Consider the following 17,383-nt stretch of genomic DNA (forward strand, 5'->3'; position numbering starts at 1 on the left):
TTGAAGAAATTTTTTGATGTTTTTCCAACCTTAAAGATAAAAGATAATAGTGTAAATGCATTAATGACAGAAGCTGATGTAACAAAAGTAAGTGCGAATCGTGACAATAGTCGGATTCGCATTTATTTACATTCTACAAGGTTAATTTTTAAAAAAGATATTCATTTGATTGAAAACGAAATAAAGAAACAACTTTTTCCTAAAAATAATATTGAAGTAAATATAATTGAGAGTTTTACATTGTCAAGTCAATATAATGCTCAAAAATTATTTGAAATATATAAAGAAAGCATCTATGATGAATTAAGTGAATACAGCATATTAGAGGGAAATCTGTTACGAAAAGCGGATGTTTCCTTTACCGATGAAAAGCATATGACACTTGTCCTAGAGGAGACTATAATAGCTAAAACTAGAAAAGATGAGATTATAAATTTTTTAGAAAAGGTTATTTGTGAAAGATGTGGATTTGATTTAATAATAAATCCATCTTATAAGCATCCAAAAGAAAGCAAATATAGAATAAATAGCGAAAAGCAAATTCAGGAAGAAGTAGCACATATCGTTGAAAGAACAAATATCGCTAGCAATAAAAACAAAGATAGTGATATTGAAAAGGGTAACAATAATAATCAAAATATTATTACTAAAAATGATAATACAAAGGTTGAATCACATAATGGAGCTAAAGCAGATGCATCAACTAGTTCAACTTCGAAAAAACAAGAAACAGTTACTAAGAATTCTTCAACCGCAAATGCTCAGAAAACTAAATTTGCAAAAGGCGAAAATAAACGATTTGAAAGATACAAAAAATCAAATAATCCTGATGTTGTATATGGAAGAGACTTTGATGAAGAATCAATTTCAATTGAAAAATTAGATCAACCAATTGGCGAAGTAGTTGTAAGAGGTAAAATTTTATCAGTTGAAACAAGAGAAATTCGTAATGAAAAAAATATTGTTATACTTAAAATCACAGATTTTACAGATTCGATTGCAGTAAAAGCTTTTGTAAGAAATGATCAGTTAGATGACTTATTGTCATATATCAAAAAAGGTGCATTTATTAAAGTTAAAGGTAATGCAGCCCTAGACAAATACGATAATGACGTTGCAATTACAAATATAATTGGAATAAAAAAATTGAATGATTTTACAGTGGAAAGAGTAGATACTGCACCTGAAAAACGTGTTGAGTTACATTGTCATACAAAAATGAGTGATATGGATGGTGTAACAGATGTAAAAGATTTGGTAAAAAGAGCAATGAAATGGGGGCATAAAGCAATTGCGATAACAGATCATGGGGATGTTCAAGCTTTTCCTGACGCGAATCATGCTGTAGAAGGATGTGATACTGATTTTAAAGTAATTTACGGAGTAGAAGCGTATTTAGTTGATGATACCAAAGACATTATTGTGGATTCTAAAAATCAAACATTAGATGAAACATATGTAGTTTTTGACTTAGAAACAACAGGATTTAGTCCGGAAAATAATAAAATTATTGAAATAGGTGCGGTAAAAGTAGAAAACGGAAAGATAATCGATAGATTCTCTACTTTTGTAAATCCGAAGGAACCAATACCATTTAGAATTGAAGAATTAACTTCAATAAATGATAGTATGGTTGTTAATGCTGATGTGATAGAAGGCGTTTTGCCAAGATTTCTTGATTTTTGTGGGGATGCAATAATGGTAGCGCATAATGCAGATTTTGATATGAGCTTTATAAAACATAATTGTAAACTGCAAAATATTGAATTTAATCCAACAATTATAGATACAGTTGCATTAGCAAGAATGTTAATACCAACGCTTAACAGATTTAAACTAGATACAGTTGCAAAAGCTGTGGGTGTTTCATTAGATCATCATCATAGAGCAGTTGATGACGCAGAATGTACAGCAGAAATATTTGTAAAATTTATTGAAATGCTAAAAAATAGAGACTTAGATACTCTTGATAAAGTAAATAAAGCGGGCACTTCTTCAATAGAAACAATTAGAAAAATGCCAACATATCATGCAATTATTTTAGCTACTTGTGATCAGGGACGTACTAATTTATACAAATTAGTGTCTGATTCTAACGTAATTTATTATCATAAGAGACCTAGAATTCCTAAAAGTGAATTCATTAAATATCGAGATGGCTTATTAATAGGATCAGCATGTGAAGCGGGTGAGCTTTTTAAAGCAATCGTTGGAGGAAGACCAAACGAAGAAATTGCAAGATTAGTAAATTTTTACGATTACTTAGAGGTTCAGCCTATAGGAAACAATCATTTTATGTTAGAGGATGAGAAATATCCAGCCGAAACAGAAGAAGATTTACGAAATTATAACAGAAGAATAGTTAAACTTGGTGAGGAATTTAATAAATTAGTTGTTGCAACATGTGACGTTCATTTTATGGACCCTGAAGATGAAGTGTATAGAAGAATTATTATGGCAGGTAAAGGATTTAAAGATGCGGATAACCAACCGCCACTTTATCTTCACACAACAGAAGAAATGTTAAACGAGTTTTCATATTTAGGTAGCCAAAAGGCAGAAGAAATTGTTATAACTAATCCAAACAAAATAGCTGATATGTGTGAAAAAATCTCTCCAGTTAGACCTGATAAATGCCCTCCAGTTATTGAAAATTCAGATCAGATGCTTAGAGATATATGTTATAACAAGGCACATAAAATGTATGGAGAAAATTTACCACCAGTTGTAAAAGAAAGACTAGATAGAGAATTAAATTCTATTATTTCTAATGGCTATGCCGTAATGTATATCATTGCGCAAAAACTTGTGTGGAAGTCGAATGAAGATGGATACTTAGTAGGTTCGCGTGGTTCGGTAGGTAGTTCATTTGTAGCAACGATGTCTGGTGTAACGGAGGTAAATCCAATACATGCGCACTATGTGTGTCCAAATTGTAAATATAGTGATTTTGATTCAGAAACGGTAAAATCATTTGCAGGTAGAGCAGGATGTGATATGCCAGATAAAAATTGTCCAGTTTGTGGAACACCACTTTCAAAGGATGGATTTGATATACCGTTTGAAACATTCTTAGGTTTTAAGGGAAACAAAGAGCCTGATATTGATTTAAATTTCTCAGGAGAATATCAAAGTAAAGCGCATAAATATACAGAGATTATTTTTGGAGAAGGTCAGACCTACAAAGCTGGTACAATTGGTACATTAGCGGAAAAAACAGCATTTGGTTTTGTAAAAAATTATTATGAAGAGCGTGGAATACATAAAAGAGTATGTGAAATTGAACGAATTGTTCAAGGATGTGTCGGAGTAAGAAGGACAACAGGACAACATCCAGGAGGAATTGTTGTTTTGCCAATGGGAGAAAAAATATATACTTTTACGCCAATTCAGCATCCAGCAAATGATATGACGGTTGATATCACAACGACACATTTTGATTATCACTCAATTGATCATAATTTGCTTAAACTAGATATTCTTGGACACGACGATCCAACTATGATTAGGATGTTGCAGGATTTGACAGGTTTAGATCCAACAGAGATTCCATTAGATGATAAGGCAGTTATGTCCCTTTTCCAAAATACGAGCGCTCTTGGTGTGACACCGGAACAGATAAGAGGATGTGATTTAGGAGCATTAGGTATTCCAGAGTTTGGTACAGATTTTGCGATGGGAATGCTTCGAGATACACAACCCAAAGAATTCTCTGATTTAATTCGTATTTCAGGATTATCACATGGTACCGACGTTTGGCTAGGAAATGCTCAAACACTGATTCAAGAAGGAAAAGCAACAATTTCAACAGCAATTTGTACTCGTGATGACATAATGACATATTTGATTCAAAAAGGTTTAGAATCAGAAGAAGCGTTTAAGATAATGGAAGCTGTTCGAAAGGGAAGAATTGCTGGAAAAAAATGTGCAGAATGGGATGAATGGAAACAAGATATGATAGATCATGGAGTGCCAGATTGGTATTTGTGGTCATGTGAAAAAATTAAATACATGTTCCCTAAAGCTCATGCCGCTGCGTATGTTATGATGGCGTGGAGAATTGCTTATTGTAAAGTTTATTATCCACTTGCATATTATGCCGCATATTTTTCTATTAGAGCGACTGCGTTTAATTATGAATTAATGTGTATGGGACAAGAAAAACTAGAAAGCTATATGGATGAATATGAAAAAAATTCAGATTTATCTAAAAAAGAACAAGATACGTATAAAGATATGAAAATTGTTCAGGAAATGTATGCAAGAGGTTTTGAATTTATGCCAATAGATGTGTATGTGGCTAAACCTAACCGTTTTCAAATAATAGATGGTAAATTGATGCCAGCTTTTGATACAATAGATGGCTTAGGCGAAAATGCTGCAATTAATATAGCAGAAGCGTCAAAAAATGGTCCATATTTATCAAAAGATGATTTTAAAGATAGGACAAAAGTTCCACAAAAAGTGTGTGATAAAATGGCAGAAATGGGGCTCTTAGGTGATATCCCAGAATCTAATCAATTATCATTATTTGATTTCGCATAAAATAAAAACATTAAAACAATATAAAAACAGAAAAGTATTAATGAATTAATATGTTAAAATATTAAATCGCAAGGTAATGTTTCCTTTATTAGGTTGACATCAACTTGCGATTTTTTATTTATTTACTTAAGAAAATTTTGAAGTTTTCAGGTGCATTAACAGGTGCATAGTAAACTTCTTTAGATGAATAATCGGTAAAGAAATAGTATTTTGAAGTTATGTGTATGTTCTTAAAAATACCCATTTTTATTTCGTGAGGTTCTTCATTTTTGGTCAAATCCTTATAGTATAATCCAGGATGAGATGCATCATTTTTTTGGTAAATTACAAGTGTATCACTTACATTATAGCAATCGACACGATCTTTTATAATTGTTTTAGGTTTTCCACCAGGAGTTGCTTTAACTAAAGAATATTTATTATCAACGTCCATGTAATAAATATTTGAATTTTTGTCAACTATTGGTCGGTAACAATTACAATTGTAATAAAGTGTAGAAGTATCGGTGTTTGTACTGAATTTATATAAATCTCCATTTTTTTCAGTATTGTTATAATAAAACGCTTCCTCTCTTGCACTACAAGTAAAAATATATGTTGGCATTACCTGTTGTCTATTTGTACCATCAATGCAAACTTTGTAAAGGGAAGTTGCATTTTCATCATCGTAGTGTAAATAATAAATGTAATTACCTAGCAAAGAAGCATAAATACAGGGATCTTTGTCTAAAATTAAGGCTTTACTCGGTTTTACTTTATCGATTCGACAAAGGCTGTTGTTATTATATGAAAAGAAAGAATAATCATTATCCGACTTGGTGTTATTTCTTACGTAATAGAGGTAATTGCTGTCTGCGTTTATGTACATAATTGTATCATCATTTATTTTTTCAGGATTAGTTAAATCGGAATTCATTTTGTACAATTTAAATTCGTCACGAGGATTCGCAAAATAAATTACACCATCGGATTCGCAAAAAAGACCTGCATTATATAAATTTCCACCGGTATTTCCGTTTACAAAAGAAGTATTCATTTTTGTGATTTTCTTTTTTCGTGTATTAAAAAACGCAAAAAGACAGATTCCAACGATAATAATTAAAATAACCAATCCGATTATAGTTTTTATCTTTTTTTTCATAGTAGGGTACCTCCTAAAAGGAATATAAAAAATAATAACTTGTAAATAACTTAATAATGTAATATTATTTTAGATATAAGATGGGGTTAGTGTAACGAAACACTAAACTCTATTACTATTTCGAAAAATATAAAAAAGGACTTTAGTATAATGAAAGAAGATTTAATAAAAATAAGAAATGAAATTGATGAAATTGATAGTAAAATAGTGGAGTTATACGAAGCAAGAATGAGGATGTCAGAACGAGTTGCTAAGTATAAAATAGAAAATCATAAGCCAGTTTTAGACAAAGAACGAGAAAAAATCAAATTGCAAAAAGTTGGTGATTTAGCGTCGTCTGAATATACCAAAAATTGCATAATAGATTTATATAAGCAGATTATGTCGATGAGTCGTGAAAGACAATATCAATTATTAACGGAAAAAGGACAGATTCAAAAACCAAATTTTAAAGCTCTTGATGAATTAGATTTTAGTAATTCAAAAATTGTTTTTCAAGGTGTTTCGGGAGCTTATACTGAACTTGCAATGAAAGAATATTTTGGCGAAAATTGTGATAATTTTCATGTTAATACATGGAAGGAAGCTATGGAAGCACTAAAAAATAACGAAGCGGATTATGCTGTTTTTCCATATGAAAATTCAAGTGCTGGAATTGTAGCAGAAAATTTTGATTTATTAGTTGAGTATGATAATTTTATTGTGGGTGAGCAAATTATTAAGATAGAACATTCTTTATTAGGAAAAAAGGGTTCTAAAATAGAACAAATTAAAAAGATTTATTCACATCCACAAGCATTTATGCAATGTCAAAATTTTGTGGATTCACATAAAAATTTGAATAAGATTTCAATGAAGAATACAGCAATGGCAGCTAGGAAAATTAAAGAAGATGATGATTATACGCAAGCGGCTATAGCAAGTAAATCGTCAGCTGAAATATATGATTTAGATATTTTGCAAGAGTCAATTCAAGACAATAAAGAGAACTATACTAAGTTTATAATTGTTACAAACCAAAAAATATATAGTAAAAATGCAAAAAAAATTAGTGTTTGTTTTGAAGCACCACATGAAAGTGGTTCCTTATATCATATGCTTTCACATATTATTTACAATAATTTGAATATGAACATGATTCAATCAAGACCAATAAAAGAAAAAAATTGGAAGTATAGATTTTTTGTTGATTTTGAAGGAAATTTAGATGATTCAGCTGTAATAAATGCTTTGGTTGCATTAAAAGAGGATGCGGTTTCATTTAGAATTCTTGGTAATTATTAAATATTAATTTTTGGGTGATTTTCTTACTATTTTTTTATAAATTTATAGAACTTTAGCTAGAGATTAGCTATAATTAAATTAAGACATCTTTTTATTTTAATGAAGAAATGAGGTGCATAGTTTGGACATTCATACATTTGCAGCAATTTATATTGGTTCATACGAAATAAGTCTTAACATATATGAAATTTCATATAAAAAGAGAATAAAAAAGATTGATAATATCCGTTATCATATAGAATTAGGCAAAGAAGCTTTTTCGAAAAAACGTCTAGGATATGAGGCGGTTGAAGAACTATGCTCTAAATTATCTGATTTTTCAAAGATAATTAATGGATATAAAGTAGACGAGTATGAAATTTATGCGTCTGCAGTTTTAAGAGAAGTAACAAATGCTACGTTTGTGCTGAACCAAATTTACTTACGTACAGGCTTTTCGATAAAAGTCATCAATAATTCTGAACATAGATTTATTAGCTATAAATCTGTTGCAGGTCGGGCAGGGTTTGATAAGATAATTAAAGATTCGGCAGCAGTTGTTGATATAGGAGGCTCAGGTACACAGGTTACATTATTTAGAGACGGCGAATTAGTCACGACACAACACATTGGTTTAGGAACGATGAAAATAAGAACGTTACTAGATAATAGAGGTATTACGTATTCTTCATATTGTAAACAGATGGAAGAATATATTATTAAGAAATTAGAAACTTTTACATCACTTTATGAATGTATAGTCGAAAATATTGTTATTATGGGAGATTATGCAACTGAAGTTATTAGAAAAGTTGATAAGAATAATAAAGAAAATGTTGTAAAAACAGAAAAATTTGTTAAATATATTTCGAAAATTCAAAAAAAAACAGTTGAGGAAATTTCTAAGGAGCTAAATCTAGCAAATGAAAGTGATCCTTTTGTTTTGCCTGCAATTTTGTTGTTTAAGAATCTTGCATTATCAGTTAAATCTAAAGAGGTTTATGTTCCTGGAGCTAATATAAATGATGGTATAGCATATAACTATGCTGAAAAAAATAAATTAATTAAGGTGACACATGATTTTGAAAAAGATATCTTATCTACAGCAAAAGAGTTATCTAGAAGATATAATAGTTATTCGCCACATATAGATGCACTTTGTAAATTGTCGGTTAAGATATTTGATACAATGAAGAAAAATCATGGTTTAGGAAAAAGAGAAAGATTACTATTACAAGTTTCGGCCATATTGCATGATTGTGGAAAATACATAAGTTTGTTAAATTCTCCACAGTGTGCATATTATATTGTTATGTCTTCGGAAATTATGGGATTAACTCATCTTGAAAGAAAAATCGTTGCGTTAACAATACTATATAATACGTATCAGCTAAATGAGTTCGAGTACTTGTCTCAAAAATTAGATCATGATGCATATCTTGTTGTAGCAAAATTATCTGCAATTTTAAGAGTTGCTAATGCATTAGATCAAAGCCACAAACAAAAATTTTCTAATATAAAAATTTCTATTAAGGAAAGAGAATTAATTATAAAAGTCGAAAGTTTTGAAGATATTTCGTTAGAACAAACATTATTTGATGATAAGACGGAATATTTTGAAAATGTATTTAGTTTAAAACCTATTTTAAAAGAAAAGAGAGTCTATTTAGAAGAAGATTAGGAGGTGTGATATGGAAAAAATCAACTTTGATAATACACAATATTATGAAAATAGAGAACTTAGCTGGATAAAATTTGATAAAAGAGTTTTAGAAGAAGCTCGTGATAAAAGCATTCCTCTATTAGAAAGATTGAAATTTTTAAGTATTACATCATCTAATTTAGATGAATTTTATATGGTTCGAGTGGCATCTTTAAAAGATATGGTTAATGCTGAATATCGCAAAAAAGATATAGCTGGGATGACTGCAACAGAACAGTTAGATGCCATAAATAAGGCAACGAGAGAATTTGCTAAGGCCCAGTATTCAACATTTACAAACTCGTTAGTACCTTTATTAAAATCAAATAAGATTAATCTAATCAACGAGCATGAAAAATTAAACGAGGCTCAAAAGGAATTCGTTGATATTTATTTTATGGATAATGTGTATCCTGTTTTAACACCAATGGCAGTGGATGCGTCAAGACCATTTCCATTGATAAGAAACAAGACTTTAAATATTGCAGCACTTTTAAAAAGTAATAAAGAAAAAGAAGAGGCTATGTTTGCAACAGTTCAAGTTCCTGGAGGACTTAATAGATTAGTTACAATTCCGAATGAAGATGGTGATGAAAGAACTTTTATATTGTTAGAGCAAATAATAGAAAGAAATCTTGATAAATTATTTTCTAATTATAAAATTTTGTGTGCATATCCTTATCGAGTAATGAGAAATGCAGATTTTACAATTGATGAGGATGAAGCTTCTGATTTGTTACTAGAAATTCAAAATAAGTTAAAACTAAGACAATGGGGAGAGGCTATTAGACTTGAAGTTGAAAATAAAATAGATGATAAGTTGTTAGGAATATTAAGAAAAGAGCTAAAACTTGATAACGAAGAAATATTTAAAATACCAGGACCTATAGATCTTACAGTTTTGTCTAAGTTGTATGATATAAAGGGGTATGATAATTTAAAATATGAAAAATATATTCCACAACAGGTATTAGAAATGAAAAATGATAAAAATATTTTTGCAAATATTAGGGAAGGTGATATTTTAATTCATCATCCATATCAATCTTTTCAACCTGTTGTAGATTTTATTAGACAAGCAGCAGCAGATCCTAAGGTTTTAGCAATTAAACAGACACTTTATAGAGTAAGTGGTAATTCTCCGATTATAACATATCTTGCTCAAGCGGCTGAAAATGGAAAGCAGGTTACAGTTTTAGTAGAATTAAAAGCACGTTTTGATGAAGAACATAATATTGTATGGGCCAAAAAATTAGAACGAGCAGGTTGCCATGTTATATATGGTCTAGTAGGGTTGAAAACACATAGTAAAATAGCATTAGTTGTTCGAAGAGAAGAAGAAGGTATACGACGTTACGTGCATTTAGGAACAGGCAATTATAACGATTCTACAGCTAAGGTGTATACAGATTGTGGTATTTTTACATGTAAGGAATCTATAGGAGAGGATGCAACAGCAGTATTTAACATGCTCTCAGGATACTCTGAACCATTATCTTGGAACGAGCTGGTTTTAGCACCATATTGGCTGAGAAATAAATTTTTGTATCTTATAAAACGTGAGATAAATAATGTGAAAAATGGCTTAGAAGGTCATATAATTGCAAAAATGAATTCACTTTGCGACAAAGAAATCATAAAAACTTTATATATGGCATCGGCTGCGGGTGTAAAAATAGATCTTATAGTTAGAGGAATATGTTGTCTCAAAGTTGGTATTCCAGGTGTTAGCGATAATATTACAGTCCGTTCTATAGTGGGAAATTTCCTTGAACATAGTAGAATTTTTTATTTTTTCAATGGAGGAGAGGAAGATATATTTATGGGAAGCGCGGATTGGATGCCAAGAAACCTCGATAGGAGGGTTGAAATTGTATTTCCAGTTATTGATTCTGAATTAAAAGAAAGAGTCAAACATATTTTGAACATAGAATTAATGGATAATGTAAAAGCAAAAGTATTATTACCTAATGGGGAATATGTCAAAGTAAATAGGAGAGGGAGAAAAGCTGTTAATTCTCAAATTACTTTTTGTAAAGAAGCAAAAAGCTTAGTAAAAAAAGACTCATTATCGGTTGGGCGTGTATTTATTCCGACTGAATGATATACATGTAACTTTATAGACTAAATAACTTACTAAAATGGGGGAAGAACTATGAGAAAGATTTTATTTTCAGATTTAGACGGAACGCTTTTATGTGATGACAAAACAATTTCAGAAGTCAATCGACAAGCAATTCAAAGAATGTTAGATGAGGGGCATTATTTTGTTATTTGTACGGGAAGAGCAATTGAAAGCGGTAGAAATGTAGCAACGGATTTAGGTCTTAATCAACCTGGATGTTTTATGATTTGTTATAACGGTGCAATTGTATATGATTTGGCAGCTGATAAAATTATCGATGAACATAGTATTCCAGTGGAGGATGTTTTTAGATTATTTGATGCTGCAAAAGAAGCCGGAATTCATGTCCAGACATACCAGGGAAATGACATAATAGCTCTTGAGCATACTAAGGATTTAGATTTATATGCAGAAAAAAGTGGTATGGCTTATTCTATAAAAAATGATATTGTTTCGGCAATTTCTAAAGAGCCTAGAAAGGTACTACTTGCTGATTTTGATCATACTGGTAAATTAGAAAAATTTAGAGAAGATAATTACGATTGGACAAGTTTGCATATGAATAGTTTCTTCTCTTGTAAAGAATATTTAGAGTACTGCCCAAAGAATATTACAAAAGGATCAGGAATCAAAGTTTTATGCAATTTCCTAAACGTTCCTTTAAAGGATACGGTTGCTGTAGGAGATGAGAGAAATGATATTCCAATGCTTTTGACAGCAGGTTGTGGAATTGCAATGGCAAATGCTTTTGATGATGTGTTAGTTATTGCTGATTCTATCACAGAAAATGATAATAACAATGATGCGATTGCTGAAGTAATTGAAAAATATATTTTTCAAGATGCAAAGATAGGAGCAAATGCTTAAAAGTTTTTTGATGTGTAGAGATAGAAATGAATGTTTAAAATTTGTAATATTATCTTGACACGATATTTTTTTATGATATAATATCAATTGTATTATTAGTACAAATAAAACATGAAAAAATATGTATTAAAGTGTTGACAAAACATTAAATATATGTTATCGTATACGAGTTGTTAGAAAAACAAGTAGAGTATCCACTCTCACCTAAGCATGATTAGATGACTTAGAGTTAATATTTCAAACATCGATTATGTTGTGGAATTACTGTAGTGGATAGTCTTTCTATCCACTATTTTTTTTGGAGGTGCAAAACCATTAGCGAATTAATGATAAATGAACAGATACGAGATAAAGAAGTACGTGTAGTAGGTGCAGACGGTGAACAAATCGGAGTAATGTCAGCGAGAGAAGCTCAGAAGATTGCAGATGAAGCTGGATTAGATTTAGTTAAAATCGCACCAAATGCAAAGCCACCTGTATGTAAGGTGATTGATTACGGAAAATATCGTTACGAATTAGCTCGTAAAGAGAAGGACGCTAAAAAGAAACAGAAGACTGTTGAAGTAAAAGAAATTCGTATTTCACCTAATATTGAAGCAAATGACTTAAATACAAAGATGAATGCAGCAAAGAAATTCTTAGCTAAGGGAAATAAGGTTAAAGTTACTTTGCGCTTCCGCGGTCGTGAGATGGCTCACATGAATAATAGCAAACATATCTTAGATGATTTTGCTGAACAGCTTTCTGAAATTGCGGTTGTTGAAAAAGCACCAAAGGTAGAAGGCAGAAGTATCAGCATGGTATTATCTGAAAAAAGATAATTTTAAGGAGGATTTTAAAATGCCAAAAATTAAGACTAAAAGAGCAGCAGCAAAACGTTTCAAATTAACTGGAACAGGTAAATTAAAGAGAAATAAAGCTTACAGAAGACATATTTTAACAAAGAAAACTACAAAACTTAAAAGAAGTCTTAGAAAACCAGCTATGACTGATTCAACAAATATCAAGAACATGAAGAAAATTTTACCATATTTGTAAGATTAGGTTAAGGAGGAAACACATAATGGCAAGAGTTAAAGGCGGTTTAGGCGCTAAAAAAAGACATAATAGAACATTAAAATTAGCAAAAGGTTATAGAGGCGCTAGATCTAAACAATATAGAGTAGCAAAACAGTCTGTAATGAGAGCATTAGCTACATCATATGCAGGACGTAAACAGAGAAAGAGACAGTTCCGTCAGTTATGGATTGCTCGTATTAACGCAGCAGCTAGAATGAACGGTTTATCATACAGCAAATTCATGTATGGTCTTAAATTAGCTAACATCGACTTAAACAGAAAAGTATTAGCTGAAATGGCTATCTCTGATGCAGCTGGATTTGCTTCATTAGCTGAGATCGCTAAAGAAAAAATTGCTTAATTATATTATATAGATAAGATTATATAAATTTGATTAGCTTATGTTATTTCATATTCTTGCTTTAAAGATGATGATGAAAAATAGTGAGAATATGAAATGCATTAAAATAGATGATGAATTTTAGATGATGAGAAATGAATATTTTTAACAGGTTATATCCGTACTAATATAACTTGAAAACCTTAATCCGTGAATACATATAAAGCCACAGCTTACATAGCTGTGGCTTTATTGCGTCTGAAATTGTTTTTTATTGTTTGTTTGTTATTGAATTTTTAATAAATATTATCATTGCATATTTCGTTTATTTTTATTGCTGGTACTACGGATGTTTTGGTGTATAGGCTTTGTTTTGTGTATTTTTGCTACTACTTTCAAGTTTTATAGTTGTTATTTATTGTTTCTTTGGCATGTTGACATATATATATTGTTTTAGTTTTTTATTTATATGAATATTTTTACTATACAAATATTTTTTTATGATGTAAACTAATAAGTGCAATGAAAATGTACAGGAGGATTAAATTATGGCAATATTAGTAACAGGTGGAGCTGGATATATCGGAAGTCATACTTGCGTTGAATTATTACAAGCAGGCTATGAAGTGGTAGTGTATGATAATTTATCTAACTCATCAGTACAGTCTTTGGATAGAGTAAAAAATATTACTGGAAAAGAAGTAAAATTTTATAAGGGTGATATCTTAGATAGAGATAGACTTGAAGAAGTTTTTGAAAAGGAAAACATTGACAGTTGTATTCATTTTGCAGGATTAAAAGCTGTTGGTGAGTCTGTTCAAAAACCATGGGAATATTATGAGAATAACATAACAGGCACATTAGTATTAGTTGATGTAATGAGAAAACATAATTGCAAAAATATTATTTTTTCATCTTCAGCAACAGTTTATGGGGAGCCAAAACAGATTCCTATTACAGAAGAGTGTCCTAAAGGACAGTGTACAAATCCTTATGGATGGACAAAGTCTATGCTTGAACAAGTTTTATCAGATATCCAGAAAGCTGATAATGAATGGAATGTAATTCTATTAAGATATTTCAATCCAATTGGTGCTCATAAGAGTGGAACAATGGGTGAGAATCCAAATGGTATTCCAAACAACTTAATGCCTTACATTACTCAGGTTGCAGTTGGTAAGTTGAAAGAATTAGGAGTATTTGGTAATGATTATGATACTCCAGATGGAACTGGTGTAAGGGATTACATTCACGTTGTAGATTTAGCAAAAGGTCACGTTAAGGCTTTAAATAAACTTAAAGAAAATGCAGGATTATCTATTTATAATCTTGGAACAGGACATGGATATAGCGTTCTTGATATTGTTAAGAATTTTGAATTGGCAAATGGCATTAAAATTCCTTACCAAATCAAACCAAGACGTTCAGGAGATATTGCAACTTGCTATTGTGATCCAACAAAGGCAGAAAAAGAATTGGGCTGGAAAGCAGAAAATGGAATAAAAGAAATGTGTGAAGATGCATGGAGATGGCAGAAGAACAATCCAAACGGATATGAAGATTAATTGAAATCATTAATGCAAAGCAATTAACACAAAAAAGTTTAATACAAAAATACTAGTACAAAACCCTACAAAGATAATTGCAAAAATCTTTGTAGGGTTTATTTATGCGCATTTAAATTTCATATTTGTTTATATTTATCATTTGGAGTTCTAGAAAATAAAAAACACATAGCGTATACTATGTGTTTCTTATCGGGTTGGGCTATTCAAAATAATAAATAGCAGCAGTTCGTACGGGAATCGAACCCGTGATTCCGCCTTGAGAGGGCGGCGTCTTAACCGCTTGACCAACGAACCGTTAATGATTATATCATGCATTAAAAATAAATGCAAGTATATCTTAAAAAAAACTTGCTTTTTAATATATAAAGTGTTAATATATAACAAGAGAGTTAATTGTGTTGAGAGAGGAAGATTTCCTCTCTCAATTTATGTATTAGGCAAGTTCGTTCTTAGTTTTGACTAGAACGAACTTTTATGATGAAAAGAAAAGAGGTGCAGATAGATGGCAAGAGGCAAAGTTTATGAAGATAAAACAACAGAATTGATTATGCCAATAGTTGAAAGAATGGGCTTTGAACTAGTGGATGTTGAATTTGTAAAAGAAGGTAGCACCTGGTATTTAAGAGCTTATATTGATAAAGAAGGTGGAATTTCTGTTAATGACTGTGAAGCAGTTGCTCGTGAGATGAACGAGATACTTGACAGAGAAGATTATATAGAAGAATCATATATTTTTGAAGTTAGTTCGCCGGGATTAGGCAGACCGTTAAAAAAAGAAAAAGATTATGTGCGTAATCTCAATAAAATGGTAGAAATTAAGACATATCGTATGATTGAACGTCGTAAGGAATTTTCAGGTATATTAAAGGCATATGACAAAGATACAGTGACTATTGTTGAAGATGACAATGAGTTGATTTTTGCAAAAGCAGATATTGCCTTAATCAGAGAATACATAGATTTTTAGCATTAGATAACATATTTAGGAGGATATAAAAAAATGAGTAATAACGAGTTATTAGATGCGTTGAATATATTAGTAAAGGAAAAAAATATTAGTAAGGATACTCTTTTAGAGGCAATTGAAACATCTTTAGTAACAGCATGTAAAAATCATTTCGGTACATCTGAAAATGTTAAAGTTTTTATAAATCAAGAAACAGGAACATTCCATTGCTATCAAGTAAAAGAAGTTGTTGAAGAAGTAATGGATCCAGTTTGTGAAATATCATTATCAGATGCTCACAATATTGATGGAGCATATAATCTTGGTGATATGGTTAATGTAGAAGTTAAATCTAAAGAATTTGGTAGAATTTCTACTCAAATTGCTAAGAATGTAATTTTACAGAAAATCAGAGAAGAAGAAAGAAAAGCTGTTTTTGATGAATATTACAGCAAAGAAAAAGAAGTTGTAACAGGTGTAGTTCAAAGATATCTTGGAAGAAACGTAAGTATTAATTTAGGTAAGGCTGATGCTATTTTAACTGAAAATGAGCAGATAAAAGGTGAAGTTTTCAATCCAACAGAAAGAATTAAGGTTTATATTTTAGAAGTTAAAACAACAAATAGAGGACCTAAGATCTTAGTATCAAGAACACATCCAGAATTAGTTAAGAGATTGTTCGAATCAGAAGTTACAGAAGTAAAAGATGGCATTGTAGAAATCAAAGCTATTGCAAGAGAAGCTGGAAGCAGAACTAAAATTGCAGTATACTCTAATAATCCAGATGTTGATCCAGTTGGTGCATGCGTTGGTATGAATGGTGCAAGAGTTAACGCTATCGTTGAAGAACTTCGTGGCGAGAAAATTGATATCGTTACATGGAACGAGAATCCAGCAATTTTAATCCAGAATGCTCTTAGCCCAGCAAAAGTTATTTCAGTTATCGCTGATGATGAAGAAAAAACAGCAAAAGTAGTTGTACCAGATTATCAGTTATCATTAGCAATTGGTAAAGAAGGTCAAAATGCTAGATTAGCTGCTAGACTTACAGGATTTAAAATTGATATTAAGAGTGAAACACAAGCAAGAGAATCTGGCGATTTACTTGATTATGAACATGAATATGAAGAGGAAAATGAAGTAAATGATGATTTCTTAAATGAAAAAGTAGAAACATCAGAAGATTTTAGTGAAGTAGATTCATTTGACGAAGGCTTCTATGATGAATTCGAGGAGTAAAAATGGCAAATAAAAAAATACCTTTAAGACGATGCGTAGGTTGTGGAGAAATGTTCCCTAAGAAAGAATTAATTAGGGTGATTAAAACTCCAGAAGATGAAATCGTTGTCGATATGACTAGCAAAAAAAATGGACGTGGTGCATATATTTGTAACAATGTCGAATGTTTTTCTAAAGCTAAAAAAAATAAAGGCCTAGAAAAGACATTGAAATCAGCTATTTCATGTGAGACATACGATAGTCTTGAAAAGGAGATAAGAAATGCAAAATAGGACATTATCCATGATTGGAATTGCTGCAAAAGCTGGAAAAATTGTAAGTGGAGAATTTTCTACTGAAAAAGCTATTAAAGAATTTAAAGCATATCTAGTTATTGTAGCAGGAGATGCTTCTGAGAATACAAAGAAAAAATTTAGAAATTCTACAGAATTTTATGAAGTAAAGTATGTTGAATTATCTAATAAAGACGAATTAGGTCAATGTATTGGAAAAGAATTTAGAGCAAGTATTGCCGTGACAGATGAGAATTTGGCTAATGCAATACTAAAAACTATAGATTAAAAAATTGAATAACGGAGGTAACTTATT

At 30.8% G+C, this 17,383-nt stretch carries 14 protein-coding genes and 1 tRNA gene; 13 read left to right on the forward strand and 2 right to left on the reverse strand.

What is annotated here, in order from left to right:
• Positions 1–4,545, forward strand: coding sequence for a PolC-type DNA polymerase III (locus BMY79_RS02825; protein ID WP_034230019.1), 4,545 nt, complete (start codon positions 1–3; stop codon positions 4,543–4,545).
• A gap of 118 nt (positions 4,546–4,663) precedes the next feature.
• On the opposite strand, the gene BMY79_RS02830 is transcribed toward BMY79_RS02825, so the two are convergent.
• A complete protein-coding gene (locus BMY79_RS02830; protein ID WP_074730385.1) occupies positions 4,664–5,686 on the reverse strand; it encodes a DUF5050 domain-containing protein in 1,023 nt (340 codons plus the stop codon).
• Between the two features lie 150 nt (positions 5,687–5,836).
• Between BMY79_RS02830 and pheA the strand changes: the two genes are divergently transcribed.
• The 8 genes from pheA to galE all read left to right on the forward strand — a co-directional run bounded on the left by pheA (position 5,837) and on the right by galE (position 14,607).
• The gene (gene pheA / locus BMY79_RS02835) at positions 5,837–6,970 is read left to right on the forward strand and encodes a prephenate dehydratase (RefSeq protein WP_074730386.1); all 1,134 of its coding nucleotides are present in this window, start codon (positions 5,837–5,839) and stop codon (positions 6,968–6,970) included.
• 121 nt (positions 6,971–7,091) lie between these two features.
• Complete coding sequence (locus BMY79_RS02840) at positions 7,092–8,630, forward strand: Ppx/GppA phosphatase family protein (protein WP_022748005.1); 1,539 nt, start codon at positions 7,092–7,094, stop codon at positions 8,628–8,630.
• Positions 8,631–8,640: 10 nt separating this feature from the next.
• A complete protein-coding gene (locus tag BMY79_RS02845) occupies positions 8,641–10,755 on the forward strand; it encodes an RNA degradosome polyphosphate kinase (protein ID WP_022748006.1) in 2,115 nt (704 codons plus the stop codon).
• A gap of 51 nt (positions 10,756–10,806) precedes the next feature.
• Positions 10,807–11,643 carry a Cof-type HAD-IIB family hydrolase gene (locus BMY79_RS02850; RefSeq protein ID WP_022748007.1) on the forward strand — a complete coding sequence of 279 codons (837 nt, stop codon included), beginning with the start codon at positions 10,807–10,809 and terminating at the stop codon, positions 11,641–11,643.
• A 326-nt stretch (positions 11,644–11,969) separates the two neighbouring features.
• Positions 11,970–12,464, forward strand: coding sequence for a translation initiation factor IF-3 (gene infC / locus BMY79_RS02855; RefSeq protein WP_022748009.1), 495 nt, complete (start codon positions 11,970–11,972; stop codon positions 12,462–12,464).
• Between the two features lie 19 nt (positions 12,465–12,483).
• The gene (gene rpmI / locus BMY79_RS02860; protein ID WP_022748010.1) at positions 12,484–12,681 is read left to right on the forward strand and encodes a 50S ribosomal protein L35; all 198 of its coding nucleotides are present in this window, start codon (positions 12,484–12,486) and stop codon (positions 12,679–12,681) included.
• Between the two features lie 25 nt (positions 12,682–12,706).
• Entirely contained in the window at positions 12,707–13,063 is a 357-nt protein-coding gene (rplT, locus tag BMY79_RS02865; RefSeq protein WP_022748012.1) for a 50S ribosomal protein L20, read from the forward strand.
• A gap of 527 nt (positions 13,064–13,590) precedes the next feature.
• Positions 13,591–14,607: a UDP-glucose 4-epimerase GalE gene (gene galE, locus BMY79_RS02870; protein WP_022748013.1), complete on the forward strand. Its 1,017-nt coding sequence runs from the start codon at positions 13,591–13,593 to the stop codon at positions 14,605–14,607.
• A gap of 225 nt (positions 14,608–14,832) precedes the next feature.
• On the opposite strand, the gene BMY79_RS02875 is transcribed toward galE, so the two are convergent.
• A tRNA-Glu gene (locus BMY79_RS02875) sits at positions 14,833–14,904 on the reverse strand.
• Between the two features lie 208 nt (positions 14,905–15,112).
• Here BMY79_RS02875 and rimP point away from each other — a divergent pair.
• Genes rimP through BMY79_RS02895 form a run of 4 tightly spaced genes read left to right on the forward strand, consistent with a single transcriptional unit; the run spans position 15,113 to position 17,356 of the window.
• Entirely contained in the window at positions 15,113–15,577 is a 465-nt protein-coding gene (rimP, locus tag BMY79_RS02880; RefSeq protein ID WP_022748015.1) for a ribosome maturation factor RimP, read from the forward strand.
• Between the two features lie 33 nt (positions 15,578–15,610).
• The gene (nusA, locus tag BMY79_RS02885) at positions 15,611–16,795 is read left to right on the forward strand and encodes a transcription termination factor NusA (protein WP_074730387.1); all 1,185 of its coding nucleotides are present in this window, start codon (positions 15,611–15,613) and stop codon (positions 16,793–16,795) included.
• 2 nt (positions 16,796–16,797) lie between these two features.
• Positions 16,798–17,067, forward strand: a complete 270-nt coding sequence (rnpM, locus tag BMY79_RS02890) for an RNase P modulator RnpM (RefSeq protein WP_022748017.1) — start codon at positions 16,798–16,800, stop codon at positions 17,065–17,067.
• Entirely contained in the window at positions 17,057–17,356 is a 300-nt protein-coding gene (locus BMY79_RS02895) for a L7Ae/L30e/S12e/Gadd45 family ribosomal protein (RefSeq protein WP_022748019.1), read from the forward strand. The genes rnpM and BMY79_RS02895 overlap by 11 nt, the downstream gene beginning before the upstream one ends.
• Positions 17,357–17,383 lie beyond the last annotated feature (27 nt).

Source organism: Lachnobacterium bovis, from assembly GCF_900111325.1.
Lineage (GTDB): Bacteria > Bacillota > Clostridia > Lachnospirales > Lachnospiraceae > Roseburia > Roseburia bovis_A.

Coding starts and splice junctions, on each gene's coding strand:
- BMY79_RS02830 (WP_074730385.1), bottom strand. CDS start 5,686: ATGAAAAAAAAGATAAAAACTATAATCGGATTGGTTATTTTAATTATT.
- pheA (WP_074730386.1), top strand. CDS start 5,837: ATGAAAGAAGATTTAATAAAAATAAGAAATGAAATTGATGAAATTGAT.
- BMY79_RS02845 (WP_022748006.1), top strand. CDS start 8,641: ATGGAAAAAATCAACTTTGATAATACACAATATTATGAAAATAGAGAA.
- BMY79_RS02850 (WP_022748007.1), top strand. CDS start 10,807: ATGAGAAAGATTTTATTTTCAGATTTAGACGGAACGCTTTTATGTGAT.
- infC (WP_022748009.1), top strand. CDS start 11,970: ATGATAAATGAACAGATACGAGATAAAGAAGTACGTGTAGTAGGTGCA.
- rpmI (WP_022748010.1), top strand. CDS start 12,484: ATGCCAAAAATTAAGACTAAAAGAGCAGCAGCAAAACGTTTCAAATTA.
- rplT (WP_022748012.1), top strand. CDS start 12,707: ATGGCAAGAGTTAAAGGCGGTTTAGGCGCTAAAAAAAGACATAATAGA.
- galE (WP_022748013.1), top strand. CDS start 13,591: ATGGCAATATTAGTAACAGGTGGAGCTGGATATATCGGAAGTCATACT.
- rimP (WP_022748015.1), top strand. CDS start 15,113: ATGGCAAGAGGCAAAGTTTATGAAGATAAAACAACAGAATTGATTATG.
- nusA (WP_074730387.1), top strand. CDS start 15,611: ATGAGTAATAACGAGTTATTAGATGCGTTGAATATATTAGTAAAGGAA.
- rnpM (WP_022748017.1), top strand. CDS start 16,798: ATGGCAAATAAAAAAATACCTTTAAGACGATGCGTAGGTTGTGGAGAA.
- BMY79_RS02895 (WP_022748019.1), top strand. CDS start 17,057: ATGCAAAATAGGACATTATCCATGATTGGAATTGCTGCAAAAGCTGGA.